This is a genomic window from Brevundimonas sp. TWP2-1, assembly GCF_049897645.1.
In the GTDB taxonomy this organism is placed as follows: domain Bacteria; phylum Pseudomonadota; class Alphaproteobacteria; order Caulobacterales; family Caulobacteraceae; genus Brevundimonas.
In genome coordinates, this window is record NZ_JAFCWR010000002.1 from 1,287,862 (window position 1) to 1,305,235 (window position 17,374).

The 17,374-nt window shown below is 67.4% G+C and carries 15 protein-coding genes; 9 read left to right on the forward strand and 6 right to left on the reverse strand.

All coding sequences use genetic code 11. From position 1 onward, the window contains the following. Nucleotides 1-39 precede the first annotated feature (39 nt). Nucleotides 40-4,914, reverse strand: coding sequence for an NAD-glutamate dehydrogenase (locus ACP7BH_RS16640; protein ID WP_425986973.1), 4,875 nt, complete (start codon nucleotides 4,912-4,914; stop codon nucleotides 40-42). Nucleotides 4,915-5,352: 438 nt separating this feature from the next. Between ACP7BH_RS16640 and ACP7BH_RS16645 the strand changes: the two genes are divergently transcribed. After that, nucleotides 5,353-6,258 (forward strand): hypothetical protein, encoded by a 906-nt coding sequence (locus ACP7BH_RS16645; RefSeq protein WP_425986974.1) that lies wholly within the window; start codon nucleotides 5,353-5,355, stop codon nucleotides 6,256-6,258. Here ACP7BH_RS16645 and ACP7BH_RS16650 read toward each other — a convergent pair whose 3' ends face one another. The 4 genes from ACP7BH_RS16650 to secA are packed head-to-tail and all read right to left on the reverse strand — an operon-like array spanning nucleotide 6,259 to nucleotide 10,900. Then, nucleotides 6,259-7,419, reverse strand: coding sequence for an aminotransferase class V-fold PLP-dependent enzyme (locus tag ACP7BH_RS16650; RefSeq protein WP_425986975.1), 1,161 nt, complete (start codon nucleotides 7,417-7,419; stop codon nucleotides 6,259-6,261). After that, complete coding sequence (locus ACP7BH_RS16655) at nucleotides 7,416-7,715, reverse strand: type II toxin-antitoxin system RelE/ParE family toxin (RefSeq protein WP_425986976.1); 300 nt, start codon at nucleotides 7,713-7,715, stop codon at nucleotides 7,416-7,418. Before ACP7BH_RS16655 ends, ACP7BH_RS16650 begins: the two co-directional genes overlap by 4 nt. Continuing rightward, nucleotides 7,712-7,993 (reverse strand): ribbon-helix-helix domain-containing protein, encoded by a 282-nt coding sequence (locus ACP7BH_RS16660; protein ID WP_425986977.1) that lies wholly within the window; start codon nucleotides 7,991-7,993, stop codon nucleotides 7,712-7,714. The genes ACP7BH_RS16655 and ACP7BH_RS16660 overlap by 4 nt, the downstream gene beginning before the upstream one ends. A 57-nt stretch (nucleotides 7,994-8,050) precedes the next feature. Beyond that, a complete protein-coding gene (gene secA / locus ACP7BH_RS16665) occupies nucleotides 8,051-10,900 on the reverse strand; it encodes a preprotein translocase subunit SecA (RefSeq protein ID WP_425986978.1) in 2,850 nt (949 codons plus the stop codon). Between the two features lie 273 nt (nucleotides 10,901-11,173). On the opposite strand from secA, the gene ACP7BH_RS16670 reads away from it, so the two are divergent. The 4 genes from ACP7BH_RS16670 to ACP7BH_RS16685 are packed head-to-tail and all read left to right on the forward strand — an operon-like array spanning nucleotide 11,174 to nucleotide 14,075. Continuing rightward, complete coding sequence (locus tag ACP7BH_RS16670) at nucleotides 11,174-12,058, forward strand: foldase protein PrsA (RefSeq protein ID WP_425987096.1); 885 nt, start codon at nucleotides 11,174-11,176, stop codon at nucleotides 12,056-12,058. Between the two features lies 1 nt (nucleotide 12,059). After that, complete coding sequence (argJ, locus tag ACP7BH_RS16675) at nucleotides 12,060-13,448, forward strand: bifunctional glutamate N-acetyltransferase/amino-acid acetyltransferase ArgJ (RefSeq protein ID WP_425986979.1); 1,389 nt, start codon at nucleotides 12,060-12,062, stop codon at nucleotides 13,446-13,448. Next, nucleotides 13,445-13,858 carry a (deoxy)nucleoside triphosphate pyrophosphohydrolase gene (locus tag ACP7BH_RS16680; protein WP_425986980.1) on the forward strand — a complete coding sequence of 138 codons (414 nt, stop codon included), beginning with the start codon at nucleotides 13,445-13,447 and terminating at the stop codon, nucleotides 13,856-13,858. The genes argJ and ACP7BH_RS16680 overlap by 4 nt, the downstream gene beginning before the upstream one ends. A 25-nt stretch (nucleotides 13,859-13,883) precedes the next feature. Further along, nucleotides 13,884-14,075, forward strand: a complete 192-nt coding sequence (locus tag ACP7BH_RS16685; protein ID WP_425986982.1) for a Flp family type IVb pilin — start codon at nucleotides 13,884-13,886, stop codon at nucleotides 14,073-14,075. Here the strand turns inward: ACP7BH_RS16685 and ACP7BH_RS16690 are convergent. Then, on the reverse strand, nucleotides 14,072-14,974 hold the full coding sequence (locus tag ACP7BH_RS16690; protein WP_425986983.1) for a methyltransferase domain-containing protein: 903 nt from the start codon (nucleotides 14,972-14,974) through the stop codon (nucleotides 14,072-14,074). The genes ACP7BH_RS16685 and ACP7BH_RS16690 overlap by 4 nt on opposite strands. On the opposite strand from ACP7BH_RS16690, the gene ACP7BH_RS16695 reads away from it, so the two are divergent. The 4 genes from ACP7BH_RS16695 (at nucleotide 14,973) to ACP7BH_RS16710 (ending at nucleotide 17,373) form a co-directional block, all read left to right on the forward strand. Continuing rightward, entirely contained in the window at nucleotides 14,973-15,767 is a 795-nt protein-coding gene (locus tag ACP7BH_RS16695; protein ID WP_425986984.1) for a ComF family protein, read from the forward strand. The genes ACP7BH_RS16690 and ACP7BH_RS16695 overlap by 2 nt on opposite strands. A 62-nt stretch (nucleotides 15,768-15,829) precedes the next feature. Then, entirely contained in the window at nucleotides 15,830-16,087 is a 258-nt protein-coding gene (grxC, locus tag ACP7BH_RS16700; protein ID WP_409717067.1) for a glutaredoxin 3, read from the forward strand. A gap of 4 nt (nucleotides 16,088-16,091) precedes the next feature. Further along, complete coding sequence (locus ACP7BH_RS16705; protein ID WP_425986985.1) at nucleotides 16,092-16,931, forward strand: carbon-nitrogen hydrolase family protein; 840 nt, start codon at nucleotides 16,092-16,094, stop codon at nucleotides 16,929-16,931. 7 nt (nucleotides 16,932-16,938) lie between these two features. Then, complete coding sequence (locus tag ACP7BH_RS16710) at nucleotides 16,939-17,373, forward strand: DUF1178 family protein (protein WP_425986987.1); 435 nt, start codon at nucleotides 16,939-16,941, stop codon at nucleotides 17,371-17,373. Nucleotide 17,374 lies beyond the last annotated feature (1 nt).

Genomic DNA, 17,374 nt, shown 5'->3' on the forward strand with positions numbered 1-17,374 from the left:
AGACGCCCGCTTCGTCAAGCGCCGAAGACGATCGCGCCCCTATCCATTCATCGCCGCCGTCGCCAGGTCGCGGATCGTGGCGTTGGCGATGGTCAGTTTGGCGAAGGTCCAGCCGGAGCCGGACTGTTCGATCTCGTCCACAGAGGCGCGCACGCCCTCGACCGCCGCCTGTTTGGAGCCGATCCAGGCATCCACGGCGCCCTCGGCCGCATCCTCGCTGACGCCGACCGACGGATCGGAGGCGCGGGCGACGGCGCGGGTCAGGGTCGCCTGTTCGTTCATCAGATCCTCGATCAGGCGACGGACGGCCAGGCGATCGAAATGATCCGCAGACGGAATGGAGCCGGCGGCGGCGCGCAGACGGTCGAAGTCGAAGGCGGCGCCGACCTGGTGATACAGGCGCGCCATGGCCGCGACGGGCCAGTTGGCTTCCTGGGCCAGATCGCCGATGTCGGAGGCGGCGACCAGCGGGCGCATGATGGCGATGCTGCGGGTCAGGTCCTCGGGCGCGCCGTGGTCGGCGAAGGTCTTGACCCGCGCGTCCAGACGCCCCTGTTCGAAGCGCGACAGGACGGCCGAGCCCTCCGCCTGAAGGGCGTCGGCGATCGGGCGATAGCGGTCGATCAACGCCTGGACGGACAGGCCGCCCTTGGCGCGGCGGGCCAGCCAGAAGGTCTGGCGGCGCAGGACCACGGCGATTTCCTGATAGAGGGCCGTCTGGGCCTCGGCCGAAATCTTCAGGTCAAGGGCAGAGACGGCGTCCCACGCCTGGTCCAGGCGGAAGACGCGACGGGCCGCCTCGAAGGCGATGATCAGGGCGGTGGTGTCGCATTCCGCCGAGCCGCGCAGGCGGTCAGGGAAGGTCGGGCCGCACATGTTGACGACTTCGTTGGCCATGACGGTGGCGATGATCTCGCGCCGCAGCCGGTGGCTCTTCATCTCCGGCTCGAACCGGGCCAGGGCGTCGGGGAAGTAGCGGACCAGGATCTGTTCGAAGAAGGGATCCTCAGGCGCTTGCGAGGCGACGATGTCGTCCGACAGCTCCAGCTTGGCATAGGCCATCAGGACCGCCAGCTCGGGCCGGGCCAGCGGAACGCCCGCCGCCATCATCTCCTTGACGCGGGCGTCGTTGGGCAGGCCCTCGACCTTGCGGTCCAGCTTGCCGCGCGCCGACAGGGTCTGCATGAACCGCTGCTGCGCGTCCAGGGCGCCGACGCCTTCGGCCTGTTGCAGGGTCAGGGCCAGGGTCTGGTCGTAGTTGTGGGCCAGCACCTTCAGGCCCACCTCGTCAGTCATGGAGGCCAGCAAGGCCGGGCGCTCCTCGACCGGCAGGACGCCGTTGGTCACGGCCGAGCCGACCAGGATCTTGATGTTGACCTCGTGGTCGGAGGTATCGACGCCGGCGGAGTTGTCGATGGCGTCGGTGTTGATGCGCCCGCCCTGCTGACCGAAGCCGATGCGTCCCGCCTGGGTGAAGCCCAGGTTGGCGCCCTCGCCCACCACCTTGACCCTCAGTTCGTCGGCGTTGATGCGCAGGGCGTCCGTGCCCTTGTCGCCGACCTGGGCATCGGTCTCGGCCGCCGATTTCACATAGGTGCCGATGCCGCCGAGATAGAGCAGCTCGGCCGGCGCCTTCAGGATGGCGCGGATCAGGCTGACGGGGTCCAGCACATCGTCGGTGATGTCCAGTGCGGCCTTGATCTGGGGCGTCAGCTGGATCGACTTGGCCGAGCGGGAGAAGACGCCGCCGCCTTCCGAGATCAGGGTTTTGTCGTAGTCCTGCCAGGACGAGCGGGGCAGGTCGAACAGGCGCTTGCGTTCGGTCCAGCTCGTTACATGATCCGGGTTCGGATCAATGAAGATGTCGCGGTGATCGAAGGCCGCGACCAGGCGCGTCGCCTTGGACAACAGCGCGCCATTGCCGAAGACGTCACCCGACATGTCACCGACGCCAACCATGGTGAAGGGCTGGGTCTGGATGTCCTTGCCCATCTCGCGGAAGTGGCGCTTGACCGCCTCCCAGGCGCCGCGCGCCGTGATGCCCATCGCCTTGTGGTCGTAGCCGATGGAGCCGCCCGAGGCGAAGGCGTCGCCCAGCCAGAAGCCGTAGGAGGCCGAGACGCCGTTTGCGATGTCGGAGAAGGTCGCCGTGCCCTTGTCGGCCGCCACGACCAGATAGGGGTCGTCCCCTTCCCACGCGATCACATTGGCCGGATGGGTCACGGAACCGTCGGCCGCGATGTTGTCGGTGATGTCCAGCAGGCCGGAAAGGAAGGTGCGATAGGCGCGGATTGCCTCGCCCTGAATGGCCTCGCGGTCGGTCGTGCGGGGCAGTTGCTTGGGATAGAAGCCGCCCTTGGAGCCGACCGGCACGATGACGGCGTTCTTGACCTGCTGCGCCTTGACCAGGCCCAGGACCTCGGTGCGGAAATCGTCGCGCCGGTCCGACCAGCGCAGGCCGCCACGCGCGACGGGGCCGAAGCGCAGATGGACGCCCTCGACGTGCGGCGCCCAGACGAAGATCTCGCGATAGGGTTTGGGCAGCGGCAGGTCCTCAAGCTCGCTTGAGGCGATCTTGATGGAGATGTGCGGCTTGGGCGCGCCGTCGGCGTCCAGCTGATAGTAGTTGGTGCGCTTGATCGCCCCGATCAGGGCGGCGATGCGGCGCAGGGCCCGGTCGTGATCCAGGCTCTTCACGTCCTGCAGCAGGGCGACGATCTTGTCGTTCAGCTCGGCGGCGGCAGGCGCGCGGTCGTCGGCAGAGCCGCCCCCCGAAACTTCAAAATGGGGTTCGAACTTGGCCTTGAACAGAGACAACAGGGCGCGCGCCACGTCGGGGTATTCGCGCAGAGCCTCTTCCTGCACCGTCTGAGACGGGTCCAGACCAGTCTGCTGGCGATAGTGGGCCAGGGTGCGGATCAGGGCCGCCTCGCGCCATTCGACGCCCAGTTCGATCACTAGGCGGTTGAAGCCGTCGCTCTCATTGCGGCCGGTCCAGACGGCGGCGAAGGCATCCTCGAACGGGCCCTTCACATCATCGAAGACCAGCGCCTCGCCGCGCGGATCCTCCATCAGAAACTCGTGGACATGGATCTCAGTCTCGCCCGCCGGCCGGATCGGATAGCCGTATTCCTCCAGCGTCTTCAGGCCCATGTCCGCCAGGATCGGCAGAACGTCGGACAGGGGCACGGCCGGACCGCGCCGATAGAGCTTGAAGCGGAATTGCAGGCGGCTGTCGTCAGCGGAACGGAAGGCGCGCACGGCGACGGCCTTGCCTTCGCCCGGCAGGCCGGTCTCGTTCAGCCGGTTCACATATTGCAGATCGATCGCGGCCTCGTCGGCGTCATAGCGATCGCGGTAGGCGGCGCCGAAGGCCCGGGCCCATTGGGCGCTCAGCGGCCCGACTGACACCTCTTCCACGCCCGAACGGCGCAGGGCGCCCTCGAACCGGTCCACCCAGCCGCGTCCGGCCTCGGCGACATCGGCCTCCAGCTGGACCGGATCGGGGATCGGGTGCTCGCCTGGATTCACGCCGATGATGTAGTGGACCCGCACCAGGGGCGCGTCCGACAGCTGCGGATACCAGGCCGAAATCCGGCCGCCCCAGGCGCGGGCGACGATCTGGCCGATCCGTTCGCGCACGGCGGAATCGAACTTCTCGCGCGGGATGAAGCACAGGACCGAGACGAAGCGGTCGAACGGGTCCTGACGCGAGAACAGGCGGATACGCGGCCGGTCGTAGAGGTGAAGGATGCCCAGGGCGATGGACAGCAGCTCATCCTCCGTGACCTGGAACAGCTCGTCGCGCGGATAATTCTCAAGGATGTTCTTGAGGCGTTTTTCGTTGTGACTGCCCGGCGCCTTGTCGGCGCGGGCCAGGGCATTGGCGACCTTGCGACGGAGCAGCGGCACCTCGGTCGCCAGCTGGTCGTAGGCCTCGGAGGTAAACAGGCCGACGAAACGGGTCTCGCCCGTCGCCTTGCCGTCCGGGCCGTAACGCTTGACCCCGACGTAATCCATGTAGGCGCGGCGATGCACACGCGAGCGGGCGTTCGCCTTGGCCACCGTCACCGGCTCGCTGAGATCCAGCTGACGGCGCATCTGACGCGTCAGGACCGCCGGCTCGGACGCGCGGCGCAGCACTGTGCGTTCCGGGTCGGCCAGAATGCCCAGGCCGTCGGTGGACTGGCCCAAGGGCGCCTCGGCCTCGTAGTCGCCGTCGGCGTTCAGCGGATAGTCGTAGTCGCGGGCGCCCAGGAAGACGAAATGGTCGCTCTTCAACCATTTCAGGAAGGCGATGTTCTCGGCAAGCACGGCGGGATCGACCGACGGAGGGGTCGCCTCCAGCCGCTCCACGGCCTGGCGCATCAGGGCCGTCATGGCCTCGTGGTCGGCGACGGCGGCGTGAACGTCCGACAGGCTCTGGGCCAGACCCTCGCCCAGGACGTCGCGACGTTCCTGCGGCACGCTGTCGATGACCAGCATGATGATCGACAGGCGACGGCCGTCCAGCTCGACCACCGGGTGAAACAGGGCGCGCACCGAAACACCAGCCTCGGCCAGGGCGCCCATGACGCTGTCGACCAGGAAAGGGGCGTCCTTCTGCACGATGCGAACCAGGTCGTAATCCAGCGCCTTGCCGTCCGCGCCCTGCATCGGGCCGACGGTGATGGCGGGCGCGGCGGCGTCCGCGGGGTACGTCTTGGCGGCGGTCCAGGAGGCGGCGAGCAGGGCGGCCAAATCCTCGCCGTTCAGCTCGGGCGTCTCGTCGGCGGCATAATCTTCGTGCGCCTGGGTCAGATAGGCCTGCTCCGCCGCGCCCGGTCCGGTTCCAACGATCTTGGCGAAGGCCGCCTCCAGCGCGGCCTTGGTGATCGGCTGAACGAGGGATTGGCGCAGATCGGGGACGGTCATGGACGAGCAGTCTCGAACGACGCGGCAGGGCCGCAAGGAATGCGGCGCGACGCGGCGCCACCCCCGCTGACTAGGCCAGGTCCGGTCGCTCGGGAAGCCCCTGGCGACCGATCGTTGTGATGATCAGTGATAAGGTTGGAATTATTGTGCAGCGCCACAAAGCAGAAAGCCGCCGGACTGGGGGAGTCCGGCGGCCTGCGCGAGCGGCGCCTGGAGGGGAGGGGAGGGCGCCGGTCTCGCTTCGCTGCGGTTCGGAGGGGGGAGTGTCCCGCAGCGTCGAAAACAGAAATGGGAAGCGCGTTTCTGCGTTCAAGAGCGCGCGCCGGGGATTCTTCGCGACATTTTGGCCTCTGTCTGACGCCGACCGCTGGCGTGGACAACGGATTTCGATGCTATGCGTTGTGTGGGGTCAACGGTGAAGCTGGAGCACCCGATCATATGCGTCGCTTTCTTTTAGGATCGATCGTGGCCGCCGTGGTCGGCCTGTTGCTCGCGGGTGCGGGATACTGGGCCTATTGGAACTTCTATTCGCGGTTCCAGCCGGTCACGATCAGCCGCAATCAGGCCGAGGTCCAACAACTGCTGGACGAGGCGTCGTGGGTGTCAGACGGCAGCGGCGGGCAGGCCCTCTATATCGTCACCTATCGCGACAGCGCCTCGGCCCATCGCTACCAACGCGACGAGGTAGCCAAGCTGAAGGCCGCAGGGATCGAGACCCGGTTCATCCTGTTCGCTCGCCCCGATCTGGAAGGCGCGCCGCAATCGACGGCGGCGGAACGCGCCACGGTCGCCGAACTGTGGCTAACGCGCGACTGGCCGCTTTACGAACGCTGGATGGCGACGCCTGCGAACAGCTGGACCGCCGCCGGCCTCCCCCAGGCGGACGGCAATCTGGCGCGGACGGCCGTGGTCGAGGCCGGGCGCCGGTTCGACGAACGGCTGAGCCAGCTGCTGAAAGAATCCGGGGTCGAGATCAGCTATCCGCTGATCCTGTGGCGCGACCAGAACGGTTTCCTGAAAGCCTGCGGCTGCGCCGACCGTCGCGCCTGGGCCTTCATCCGCGACGATGTCGGCGCGCCGGATCGGCTGGGAGCATCCGAGGATGCGCCGATCGCGCCCGATGCCGAGGCTCCGGTGCAGGACGGTCAACCCTCAGTCATGCCCTATCCGGCCTTGCCGACGATCCCGCCGGTCGATGCGCCGAACAAAGGCATGACGCCGACGCCGGGCGCGCCCCAGACGCCCAAGACCCAACCCACGACACCGCCCGCGTCGAACCGGCCGACCACCCCGCCACGCACTGCGCCGGCCCCGACCAAGCAGGACGACACGACCTTCTATTGATCAGAGGGTTCGGCAGGCGGCGATCAGGCGATCGACGTCCTCGACGTCCTGATACAGGCCGAAGCCGAAGCGGATCACGTCGTCGCGCACATCGGTGACGATATTCGCCTGACGCAGGCCCGCGCACCAGGCCTGGGCGTCAGGATGGCGCAGGGCCAGGAAACGGGCGCGCGGCGCGTCGCCGATCACCGGGTTGAGGAATTCAGCCTGGTCCAGCACCCCGGCGCGACCGTCCTGAACCGCCGTCTGGAAGCGGCCGGCCAAGTCGCGAGCATGGGCGGCGACGGCGGCGGTGCTGAGCCCGTGATCGTCCAGCATCCGGCGCGCGGCGTTGAACCGATAGAGCGCCGAACAGTCGAAGGTCGCGCCCCAGAACCGGCCGCCGTCGCTGCGGTACTGAACGCCGCCGGGCGGCCCCGACAGATCGCCGAACTCCGCAAACCATCCGGTGATCACCGGACGCGGGCAGAAGCCGGGCGGGGCGTGCAGGAAACAGACGCCCTCACCCGCCATGGCGTATTTGTAGCCGCCGGAGACATAGAAGATCCGATCCGCCACCGCCGACAGTTCCGTCGGCGTCGCCATGAAGCCGTGATAGCCGTCGATCAGCACCCAAGGGCCTTCGGGCCGGGCCAGGGCGGCGAGGTCCTCGATCCGGTCGAACAGACCGCCTGTGCGGAAGAAGACCTGACTGACCACGATCCAGTCGTAGCCGCCCTTGGCCGCCTCGGCGACGAACCGATCGGCGAAGGTGTCGAAGGGGGCCAGAGGCACGCGCGTCACCACCGCCGCGCCGATCTCCTCCCACCGCTCGGCCTGACGGCGGAAGGAGTGAAACTCACCGTCCGTCGCCAGAATACGGACCGGCGTCGTCTCCACGCCCGAGAACAGGCGCAGCAGAAAGTCGTGGGTGTTGGACGAGAAGACGACGCTGTCGGGCGAAGGCAGACCAAGCTCGGCCGCGACATGGGCCTGAGCCTCCGGGATCACCTGGCCGAAGACGAGGTCCCATTTGTGGTCGGCATGAAGATTGGCGTCCAGCCACGTCTGCTGCTGCGCCTCGAAACTGACGTCCGGCCACAGGTGATGACTATGCGCCGCGAAATGCAGCCGCTCGGGAGCCGCCGACAGGGCGCGGGAGAAGAGGGATTTATGGCTCATCGCTTGACCAGATCGAACAGAACGGCGTCGTCCGCTCGCGAACCATGAACGATGGCCAGAAAGCGAAGTTCACCCGGAAGAACGGCGTAGTACAGATTGTAGGCGCCATGAACGGATCGGCGGATGCGGGGATCGAACGCGGCCTTTGGACGGCTTTCGGGATCGAGCGCCAGCGCCTGGGCTGCGGCGCGAAGTTCACGAACGAAGCTCAAAGCGCGGCGCGGACTGTCTTGGGCGATATGATCGGCGATCTGTTCGAGATCCCTCTCGCTGCCGGGCGAGAAGACGACCTTCATCCTTTGGGCTGATCCGACGCGACGAGGGCGCTGTATTTGGCTTCCAGCCGGTCGAACACCGCATCGGCGTCTTCGCCGGGACCGTTACGTTCGGCCTGAAGGTGGTCGCGCAGCGCGTGCGTGGTCATCGGTTTCGTGGAGCGGCCGACGAGCCAGTGTGTCAGGGCCTCGCGTACGGCCTCATCGGTCGAGGCATAGGCACCGGCTCCAACGGCGGCTCGGATGCCGTTCGCCATCTCGACCGGAACCTCGGCCGTTATCCGTTCCAGCTTGCCCATCGCGGTCTCCTTTCGATCAGGATCGTCCAGAGACCGCGTCGAGGCAAGCGGCGCCGCTTAAACCAGCGCCCCGTGGCAGTGTTTGAACTTGCGGCCCGAGCCGCAGGGGCAGGGCGAGTTACGGCCGGTCATTTCCCAGCCGGGGGGCAGCATCTCGATCGGCAGTTTGGAGCGGTCGTCGCCGATCAGCGTGCCTTCCGGGTTCTGGGCCGACGGATTGGCCATCTCGTTCTCGCCGGTGCCGGGGTTCAGGTGGATTTCCTGGAACTCGGGCAGTTCGGGCGGGACCTGGAAGCGGAACTCGACCGTCATCAACCAGCGCGTCACGTTGTGGCGCAGGTCGTAGAGCAGGCTTTCGAACAGGGAGAAGGCCTCGGTCTTGTATTCGTTCAGCGGATCGCGCTGGCCGTAGCCGCGCAGGCCGATGACGCCGCGCAGGTGGTCCAGGTGGACCAGGTGCTCGCGCCACTGCATGTCGATCATCTGCAGCATGAACTGCTTTTCGAGGCCGCGCGTCTGGTCGGCGCCGATCTGCTCCAGACGTTCGGCGGCGCGGGCGTCGGCGGCGGCGAGAAGCCGGTCCTCGATCTCCTCGTTCGACACGCCCTCCTCGGCGGCCCAGTCGTGCAGCGGCAGTTCCAGACCCAGGGTCGAGCGGACCTTCTCGTCCAGGCCGTCGATGTCCCACTGTTCGGCATAGGCCTTGGGCGGCATGTAGCGTTCGACCAGGTCGGACACCACGTCGCGGCGGAAGTCGCCGACCAGTTCGGACAGGTCCTCGGAGTCCATGAACTCCTGGCGCTGCTCGAACACGGCCTTGCGCTGGTCGTTCACGACGTCGTCGTATTTCAGCAGGTTCTTGCGGATGTCGTAGTTGCGGGTTTCGACGCGCTTCTGGGCGGTCTCGATGGCGCGGTTCAGCCAAGGGTGGGTGATGGCCTCACCCTCGGCCACGCCGAAGGTCTTCATGATCGAGTCGAGACGGTCGCCGGCGAAGATGCGCAGCAGGTCGTCCTCGCACGACAGGTAAAACTTCGAGGTGCCGGGGTCGCCCTGACGGCCGGTGCGGCCGCGCAGCTGGTTGTCGATCCGGCGGCTCTCGTGACGCTCAGTGCCCAGGACGAACAGGCCGCCGGCGTCCAGCGCGATCTTCTTCTGGACGGCGATGTCGGCCTTGAACTGGGCCTCTTGGGCCACTTCCATCTCGTGGGTGACCTCGACAGCCATGTTGCGCTGTTCGAGCATCCACTTCTGCATCTTCATTTCGAGGTTGCCCCCGAGCTGAATGTCGGTGCCGCGGCCCGCCATGTTGGTGGCGATGGTCACCACGCCCGGCAGGCCGGCGTCGGCGACGATATAGGCTTCCTGTTCGTGCTGGCGCGCGTTCAGGACGCTGTGCGGGATGCCGCGAAGCTTGGTCTCGTAGGTGATGTCATAGGCGGCGTCGCCGATCTTCTCGGCTTCCTTGGCCTTGCCCGCATATTCCGGCTTCAGCGCGCGCGAGACCTCGACCTTGTATTCGAACTTGCTCAGCAGGTCCGACAGCTGTTCCGAACGCTCGATCGAAACCGTGCCGACCAAGATCGGCTGACCGGCCAGGTGGCATTCAGCGATCTGTTTGGCGATGGCCTGGTTCTTCTCGGCGTGAGTCCGATAGACCTCGTCGTCGTAGTCCTTGCGCTGGATCGGCCGGTTGGTCGGCACCTCCAGCACGTCCATCTTGTAGATGTCGCCGAATTCCTGGGCCTCGGTCGCAGCCGTGCCGGTCATGCCCGACAGCTTTTCGTACAGGCGGAAGTAGTTCTGGATCGTCACCGAGGCCAGGGTCTGGTTCTCGGGCTGGATCTTGACGTCTTCCTTGGCCTCGATGGCCTGGTGCAGGCCTTCGGACAGGCGACGGCCGGTCATCATACGGCCGGTGAATTCGTCGATCAGGACGATCTCGCCGCCCTTGATGATATAGTCCTTGTCGCGCTGATACAGGGTGTTGGCGCGCAGGGCCTGGTTGGCGTGGTGGACCAGGCTGATGTTGGCGGCGTCGTACAGGCCGGTGGTGTCGGCGGCGAAGTGACCGCCGGCTTCCAGCGCCTCTTCGATCCGTTCCGAACCCAGTTCTGTCAGCAGAACCTGCTTCTGCTTCTCGTCGAGCTCGTAGGCGTCCTTGTCCTTGATCAGTTCCTTGATCAGGCCGTCGAGGATTTTATAGAGGTCCGAACGGTCCTCGGTCGGGCCCGAGATGATCAGAGGCGTGCGCGCTTCGTCGATCAGGATGGAGTCGACTTCATCGACGATGGCGAAGTTGTGCGGGCGCTGCACCATCTCGCGCCGGTCATAGACCAGGTTGTCGCGCAGATAGTCGAAGCCGAACTCGTTGTTGGTGCCGTAGGTGACGTCGGCGTTGTAGGCCGCCTGGCGTTGGCCCTGGCTGAGGCCGTTGACGATGACGCCGACCTCAAGACCCAGGAAGCGATAGACCTTGCCCATCGTCTCGGCGTCGCGGCGGGCCAGGTAGTCGTTGACGGTGATGACATGCACGCCCTTGCCGGGCAGGGCGTTCAGATAGACGGGGGCCACGGCGACCAGGGTCTTGCCCTCGCCGGTCCGCATCTCGGCGATGCCGCCTTCGTGCAGGATCATGCCGCCGGCCAGCTGGACGTCATACTGACGTTGGCCCAGCACCCGCTTGGACGCCTCGCGCACCACGGCGAAGGCCTCGGGCAGGATCTTGTCCAGGGTCTCGCCGTTCGCCACACGGTCGCGGAAGGCGTCGGTCATCATCCGCAGCTCGTCGTCGGACAGGGCGGCGAACTTGGGCTCCAGCGCATTGATGCGCTGGGCGTGGTCCTGGAAGGCCTTGACCTTGCGGTCGTTGGAAGAGCCGAAAAGTTTCTTGGCGAAGCCGAGCATGTTGGATCCGGTAGCGGTCGAGCGTCTGCGAGCTGAGCGGCTCTGAAATCCCGTGAGGGGCGGCGATACGGACGCCGCGAGAGAGGCCCTGAACGATTACGGCCCCGGAGCGCCGCATCAGGCGCGCGCGAAGGGCCGCGCAGACGATCAAAACCCCTCGACTTGGGCGCAGGCGGGACTTAAGCACCGGCCTAACCCCTGTCAACGCGAGGGGCTTTCGGCCGCCTTCGACGGAGCGCCCCCTTGACCCCCTTCCGCCGACCTTCGAACCTCATGATGACGGCGCTTTTGGCGGCGGTCCTGGCGACGGGCGCCTGTTCGCGTTCCGGCGACGACCGTCCGCCTGAACAGGGCGACCAGGCCGTGGCGACGGTGCAGGACGAGACCATCTGGGCGTCGGACGTGAAGCGCGAGGCGGTGGCCCAGGGCCTGATCGGCGAGGGCGAGGCGCTGGATGCGACATCGGATCTTTTCCGCCGCGTGCTGGACGAGGTGATCGATCAGAAGCTGCTGGCGGGCGAGGCCGAAAGGCGGCGACTGGATTCTTCGCCTCTGGCCCAACGGCGCCTGGAGGCGACCCGCGAGCGTATCCTGGGCGACATGCTGGTCGAGAGCGTGGTCAACAAGGCCGTGTCCGACCAGGCCGTGCAGACCCTTTATAATGAACAGCTTCGGCTGGCGAAGACCTCCGAGGAGATCCGGGTGCGCCTGATCCTGTCGCGCACCAAGCCCGAGGCCGACGCCGTGATCGGCATCCTGGGCCAGGGCGCCGGGTTCGAGGCGGTGGCGGCGGAGCGGTCGGTGGACGAGGCGACGCGGTTCTCGGGCGGCGACCTGGGCTATTCGACGCTGGACGTCATGCCGCAAGCCTATGCCGACGCCCTGCGCGACAAGCCGGCCGGTTCGACCGTCGGCCCGTTCCAGACCGAGGGCGGCTGGGCCGTTTTGCGGGTCGAGGATCGCCGTAAGGAGAACCCGCCAACGCTGGAGCAGGCGCGTCCCCAGATCGTGCGCTATCTGACCTATGAGGGCGTGCGACAGTTGCTGGAGCAACTGCGCGGCAAGTCCAAGGTCGATGTGCGCCTGCCTGCACAGTCGCCGCCCGCCGCATCTGCGCCGGCCCCGTCGTCCACCCCGTCTCCCGCACCGGCCGCCTGACATGACCAAGCCCCCCTCCACGACCGGCCAGAAGATCGAGCATGCGTTCGAAAAGGCGCTGGACCCGTTCGCCACCGCTCTGAAGCGCGCGACGCGCACGCCGGGATCGGACCCGGCGGCCACGACGCCCGCGCCCGTCGCCGGCAAACCAGGCCTGAATATTTCGCCCCTGGCTGTGCCCTTCCCGACCATTCCGCCCATCGGCGGGGTCGAGATCGCCACGGCGCGGGCCGGTTTCTACAAGCACGAACGCGACGACCTGGTGGTGTTCCGCTTCGCGCGCGGCACCAGCTGCGCCGGGGTCTTCACCCGCCACAAGATCGGCTCGGCGCCCGTGGACTGGTGCAAGAAACACTTGACCGGACCCGACGGCGGCAAGGACGTGCGCGCCCTGGTGGTCAACGCCGGTTGCGCCAACGCCTTCACCGGCAAAGCCGGCGCCGACGCCGCGCGCCGCACGGCTTCGGAGGTCGCCAAACGGTTCGGCTGTCGTCAGCGCGACGTCATGCTGGCCTCGACCGGGGTCATCGGGGTGGTGCTGGACGAAAAGAAGATCGTCGCCAAACTGCCCGAGATCGAGAACGGGCTCGACGCCGACGCCTGGGCCAGGGCCGGGCGCGGCATCATGACCACCGACACCTTCCCCAAGGGATCGTACGCCGAGGCCGAGATCGAGGGCTACAAGGTTCGCATCGCCGGGATCGCCAAGGGGTCGGGCATGATCGCGCCGGACATGGCGACCATGCTGGCCTTCATCGTCACCGACGCCGACATTCATCCGAATGTGCTGCAGGCGCTGCTGGGCCTGCACGTCCGCACCACCTTCAACAGCGTGACGGTGGACGGCGACACCTCGACCAATGACACGGCCTTACTGTTCGCCACCGGAACCTCTGGCGCGCCGCGCATCGGACGGGTGGGGGACCGCCGGCTGAAGAGCTTCTCGGCCGCCCTGGACAAGGTGATGCTGGACCTGGCGCACCAGCTGGTGCGCGACGGCGAGGGGGCGACCAAGTTCGTCAAGGTGACGGTGGACGGCGCCGCCAGCCCTGCCTCGGCCCGCAAGCTGGCCAAGTCCATCGCCGACAGCCCCCTGGTCAAGACCGCCATCGCCGGCGAGGACGCCAACTGGGGCCGGGTCGTCATGGCCGTGGGCAAGACCGAGGAACCGGTGGATCGCGACCGCCTGGGCATCCGGTTCGGTCCGAATGTCGCCGCCGTCGAGGGCGCCCCGTCCGCCACCTACGACGAGGCGAAGATGAGCGCCTATATGAAGAACCCCGAGATCGACATTACGGTGGACGTGGGCGCCGGCCGGGCCTCGGCGACCGTCTGGACCTGCGACCTGACCAAGGGCTACATCGAGATCAACGGCGATTATCGCTCATGAGCGACACGCCGCTCCCCACCGTGCTGGTCGTCGCCGTCGCCCTGATCGACGTGGACGGGCGGGTGCTGATCGCCAAGCGGCCGCAGGGCAAGAAGCTGGCCGGCCTGTGGGAGTTTCCGGGCGGCAAGGTCGAGCCGGGAGAACGGCCTGAGGAGGCTCTGATCCGCGAGCTGAAGGAAGAACTGGGTATCGACGTCAGCGAAAACTGTCTTTCGCCGTTCGTTTTCGCCAGCCACGCTTACGATTCGTTTCACCTGTTGATGCCATTGTATCTGTGCCGACGGTGGGACGGCGTGGTCACGGCGCGTGAGCACGACGGCCTGGCCTGGGTGAAGCCGAACAAGCTTTCGGACTATCCCATGCCCCCGGCGGACGAACCCCTGGTCGCCTGGTTGCGCGACCTGCTCTGATCACCGCCGACCAGGGAGGCCGGCCATGAGACGTCTTATCGGCCGGTTCCTGCGTGACGACGGCGGGGCCACCGCCATCGAATACGGCCTGATCTGCGCCCTGATCTTCCTGGCGATCGTCACCTCGATCGCTGCTTTGGGCAACAGCAACACGGGCGGCTTCGCCGTAACGGTGGACAGGCTGACCACCGCCATAAAGGCCGCCATCGGCGGCTAGTCCGACTCTTCGCCGGTCATTTCCTTTACGCCCAGCACATCGGCAAGCCGCGTCTTGGCCGATCCGCGCGGCAGGGGCTTCTGCTGGCTCTCGTGCGGTTTCCAGCCGGCCAGATGAATGATCTCGAACGTCGCCGGGATGCGACCGTCGGCCTGGGCGTGGCGTTCGGCGTACAAAGTGGCGGTGCGGGCGACGATGCGGCGGTTCAGCGGCCGGACCGAACCGTGCAAGACATTGGTCTCGCCCATAGCGCGCAGGTCGCGGATCAGGGCGAACAGGTCGGCATAGCGGACCGTGAAGCGATCCACGTCTGACACAGGCAGGGCGAATCCCGCCCGCTGCAACAAGGCCGCGCCGTCATAGCCGTCGGCGAAGGGCGACACGCGCGCTTGAGCCCCGCCGCGCTCCTCCAGCTCGACCTCGGTCAGGACCGCCCGAAGTTCCTTCAGGGTGCCCGCGCCGAACAAGGTGCCGATGAACAGACCATCCGGCTTCAACGCGCGCCTGATCTGGGCCAGGGTGCCGGGCAGGTCGTTGGCCCAGTGCAGGGTCAGGAGCGACACGATCAGATCGGCCGATCCATCCGCCAGCGGCAGGCCCTCCGCGCCCGGGGCCGCGCGCTGCGTCAGGGACAGGGGCGTCTGGATTTGACCCACGCGGCCGGCGGCGTCGCTGGACCGAACCGCACGTTCGAACACCCCTGGGTGGGCAGACAGATCGACCGCAACGGGAAAATCGCGCAAGATGGCTTCCAGGCTCTCGGCGGCGTTGGCGGCGGCGCGGGCGTGCAGGAAGTCGGCCTTGTCGAACCGGGCGGCGGATCGCGCCAGCCGCGCCTGACGCCGGGCTGCGTCGAAGATGCGCGGGGGGCCTTCGGACGAGGATGGGGGGACGATCATGGATGCACAGGATGGGGGCTGGCGACGCGCCTGGGAAGGGGCGGGGCGACAGTTGCGGGGGGCGGCACGCGGCTTGGCGGACCTGATCCTGCCGCCGATGGCGCACGACAGCCGCGAGGCGACGGCCGCCGCAGGCCTGACGCCCGACGCCTGGAGCCGCATCCGGTTTCTGGAGGCTCCGGTCTGCGACGGCTGCGGGGCGGCGTTCGAATATGACGGCGGCGTCTTCGCCGAGGACCGCTGCACCGCCTGCATCGCCCAGCCCTATGCTTTTCAGCGGGCGCGAGCGGCCTGTCTGTATGACGAGGCGTCGCGAGGGCTGATCCTGCGGTTCAAGCACGGGGATCAGCAGCAGTTCGCGCCCCTGTTCGCCCGCTGGATCGGCCGGTCCGCCGCCGATCTGGTCGAAAAGGCGGATGCGGTCGTGCCCGTCCCGTTGCATCCCTTTCGCCTGCTGTCGCGCCGCTTCAATCAGGCCGCCGAGATCGCCCGACCGCTGGCCCGCGACGCAGGCCGCGACTATCTGCCCGACGCCCTGGTCCGCACGACCCACACCACCAGCCAGGGCGGCAAGAGCCAACGCGGGCGGCGTCTGAACGTCAAGAAGGCCTTCGCCGTAACCGAGACCGGGCGGCGTCGGATCCGGGGACGGCGCATCCTTCTGATCGACGACGTGTTGACCACGGGCGCGACCGGAGAGGCCTGCGCGCGCGCCCTGCTCGACGCCGGAGCGCGCGGCGTGGACCTGGCCGTCATCGCGCGGGTGCGAAACGCCCGTGAACTGACTATGTAACCCCTATCGCTCCCCGCGCGGCGGCTCGCTGCTTGAGGGACATACTGTTCTGGAGACCTGATTTGGCCGACGTCGTCATCTACACCAAGCCCGGCTGCCCCTATTGCTACAGCGCCATGGCGCTTCTGAAGAAGAAGGGCGTCGACTACACCGAGATCGTCGCCTCGAACGATCCCGCCAAGAAGGCCGAGATGGTCGAGAAGTCCGGCGGCCGCATGACATTCCCGCAGGTCTTCATCGGCGGCCAGCACGTCGGCGGTTCCGACGACGTCCACGCCCTGGATCGCGACGGCAAGCTCGACGCGCTTCTGGCGGCCTGATCCAATGAGCGGCGGGCTCGACATCGCCCTGATCCAGACCCGCACGCCGGCGACGGCTGAGGCGGCGCTGGCCCATGTCGAGCCCCTGATCCGCGAGGCGGCGGCCGGTGGGGCGAAGTTCGTCCTGACGCCGGAAGGGACCAATGTCCTGGAACAACGTCGCGACCGTCGCGACGCCGCCATCACGACGGAGGATGCCGATGTCGCCGTGCTGGGTCTGCGCCGTCTGGCGGCTGAACTGGGCGTCTGGCTTTTGATCGGATCGGCCATCGTGCGGTCCGGTCATGCCGGAGACGGCCGCGCCGCCAATCGGTCGCTGCTGATCGATGCCTCAGGGGGGATCGTCGCCCGCTACGACAAGCTGCATGTCTTCGACGTGAACCTGCCGAATGGCGAGACCTACCGCGAGAGCGCCACGGTGCGGCCGGGCGACGGAGCGGCGATCGCGGACACGCCCTGGGGCCGGCTGGGGCTGACCATCTGCTACGACATCCGCTTTCCCCATCTGCATCGCCAGCTGGCCAAGGCGGGGGCGGCGATGATCGCCGTTCCGGCCGCCTTCACCGCCCCGACGGGCGAAGCGCACTGGGAGATCCTGCTGCGCGCTCGCGCCATCGAGACGGGCGCCTTCGTCCTGGCGCCGGCGCAAGGCGGCCTGCACGAGGACGGGCGCCGCACATGGGGGCGGTCCACCGTCGTCGGACCCTGGGGCGAAATCATCGCCAAGGCGGATCACGACGAGCCTTGCATCGTGACGGCGAAGCTGGACATGGAGGCGGTGGCCCGCGCGCGTGCGGCGGTGCCCGCACTGACCCACGATCGCGATTTCCTGCCCGCCGTTTGATTGTCCCATGATCCGCTACGCCCTGAAATGCGACCAGGCCCACGACTTCGAGGCCTGGTTCGGTTCCTCGTCCGACTTTGACGACCAGGCGGGGCGCGGCCTGGTGGAATGCCCGTTCTGCGGCTCGCACTCGGTTCAGAAGGCGATCATGGCGCCGGCCGTCGGCGGGACGCGCAAAACCGAACCGGCCTCGGACATCGCCGCAAAGATGCAGAGCGTGATGATGGCTGCGGCCCGCGAGGTCCGAGCCCATGTCGAGGCCAACTTCGACTACGTCGGCGATGCGTTCGCCCGCGAGGCTCGCGACATTCACGAGGGGAAGTCCGAGAAGCGCGAAATCTATGGCGAGGCGACGCCCGCCGAGGTGAAGAAGCTAAAGGACGACGGCGTGCCGGTCTCGGCCATGCCCGACGCCCCGCCGGACCCGTCCAAGGTCAACTGAG

Bases quoted from the DNA above. Each gene is read 5' to 3' on its own strand.
- ACP7BH_RS16640 (WP_425986973.1), bottom strand. From the start codon at position 4,914: ATGACCGTCCCCGATCTGCGCCAATCCCTCGTTCAGCCGATCACCAAG.
- argJ (WP_425986979.1), top strand. From the start codon at position 12,060: ATGACCAAGCCCCCCTCCACGACCGGCCAGAAGATCGAGCATGCGTTC.
- ACP7BH_RS16655 (WP_425986976.1), bottom strand. From the start codon at position 7,715: ATGAAGGTCGTCTTCTCGCCCGGCAGCGAGAGGGATCTCGAACAGATC.
- ACP7BH_RS16680 (WP_425986980.1), top strand. From the start codon at position 13,445: ATGAGCGACACGCCGCTCCCCACCGTGCTGGTCGTCGCCGTCGCCCTG.
- ACP7BH_RS16660 (WP_425986977.1), bottom strand. From the start codon at position 7,993: ATGGGCAAGCTGGAACGGATAACGGCCGAGGTTCCGGTCGAGATGGCG.
- ACP7BH_RS16695 (WP_425986984.1), top strand. From the start codon at position 14,973: ATGGATGCACAGGATGGGGGCTGGCGACGCGCCTGGGAAGGGGCGGGG.
- ACP7BH_RS16710 (WP_425986987.1), top strand. From the start codon at position 16,939: ATGATCCGCTACGCCCTGAAATGCGACCAGGCCCACGACTTCGAGGCC.
- ACP7BH_RS16685 (WP_425986982.1), top strand. From the start codon at position 13,884: ATGAGACGTCTTATCGGCCGGTTCCTGCGTGACGACGGCGGGGCCACC.
- ACP7BH_RS16670 (WP_425987096.1), top strand. From the start codon at position 11,174: ATGATGACGGCGCTTTTGGCGGCGGTCCTGGCGACGGGCGCCTGTTCG.
- secA (WP_425986978.1), bottom strand. From the start codon at position 10,900: ATGCTCGGCTTCGCCAAGAAACTTTTCGGCTCTTCCAACGACCGCAAG.
- ACP7BH_RS16705 (WP_425986985.1), top strand. From the start codon at position 16,092: ATGAGCGGCGGGCTCGACATCGCCCTGATCCAGACCCGCACGCCGGCG.
- ACP7BH_RS16650 (WP_425986975.1), bottom strand. From the start codon at position 7,419: ATGAGCCATAAATCCCTCTTCTCCCGCGCCCTGTCGGCGGCTCCCGAG.
- ACP7BH_RS16690 (WP_425986983.1), bottom strand. From the start codon at position 14,974: ATGATCGTCCCCCCATCCTCGTCCGAAGGCCCCCCGCGCATCTTCGAC.
- ACP7BH_RS16645 (WP_425986974.1), top strand. From the start codon at position 5,353: ATGCGTCGCTTTCTTTTAGGATCGATCGTGGCCGCCGTGGTCGGCCTG.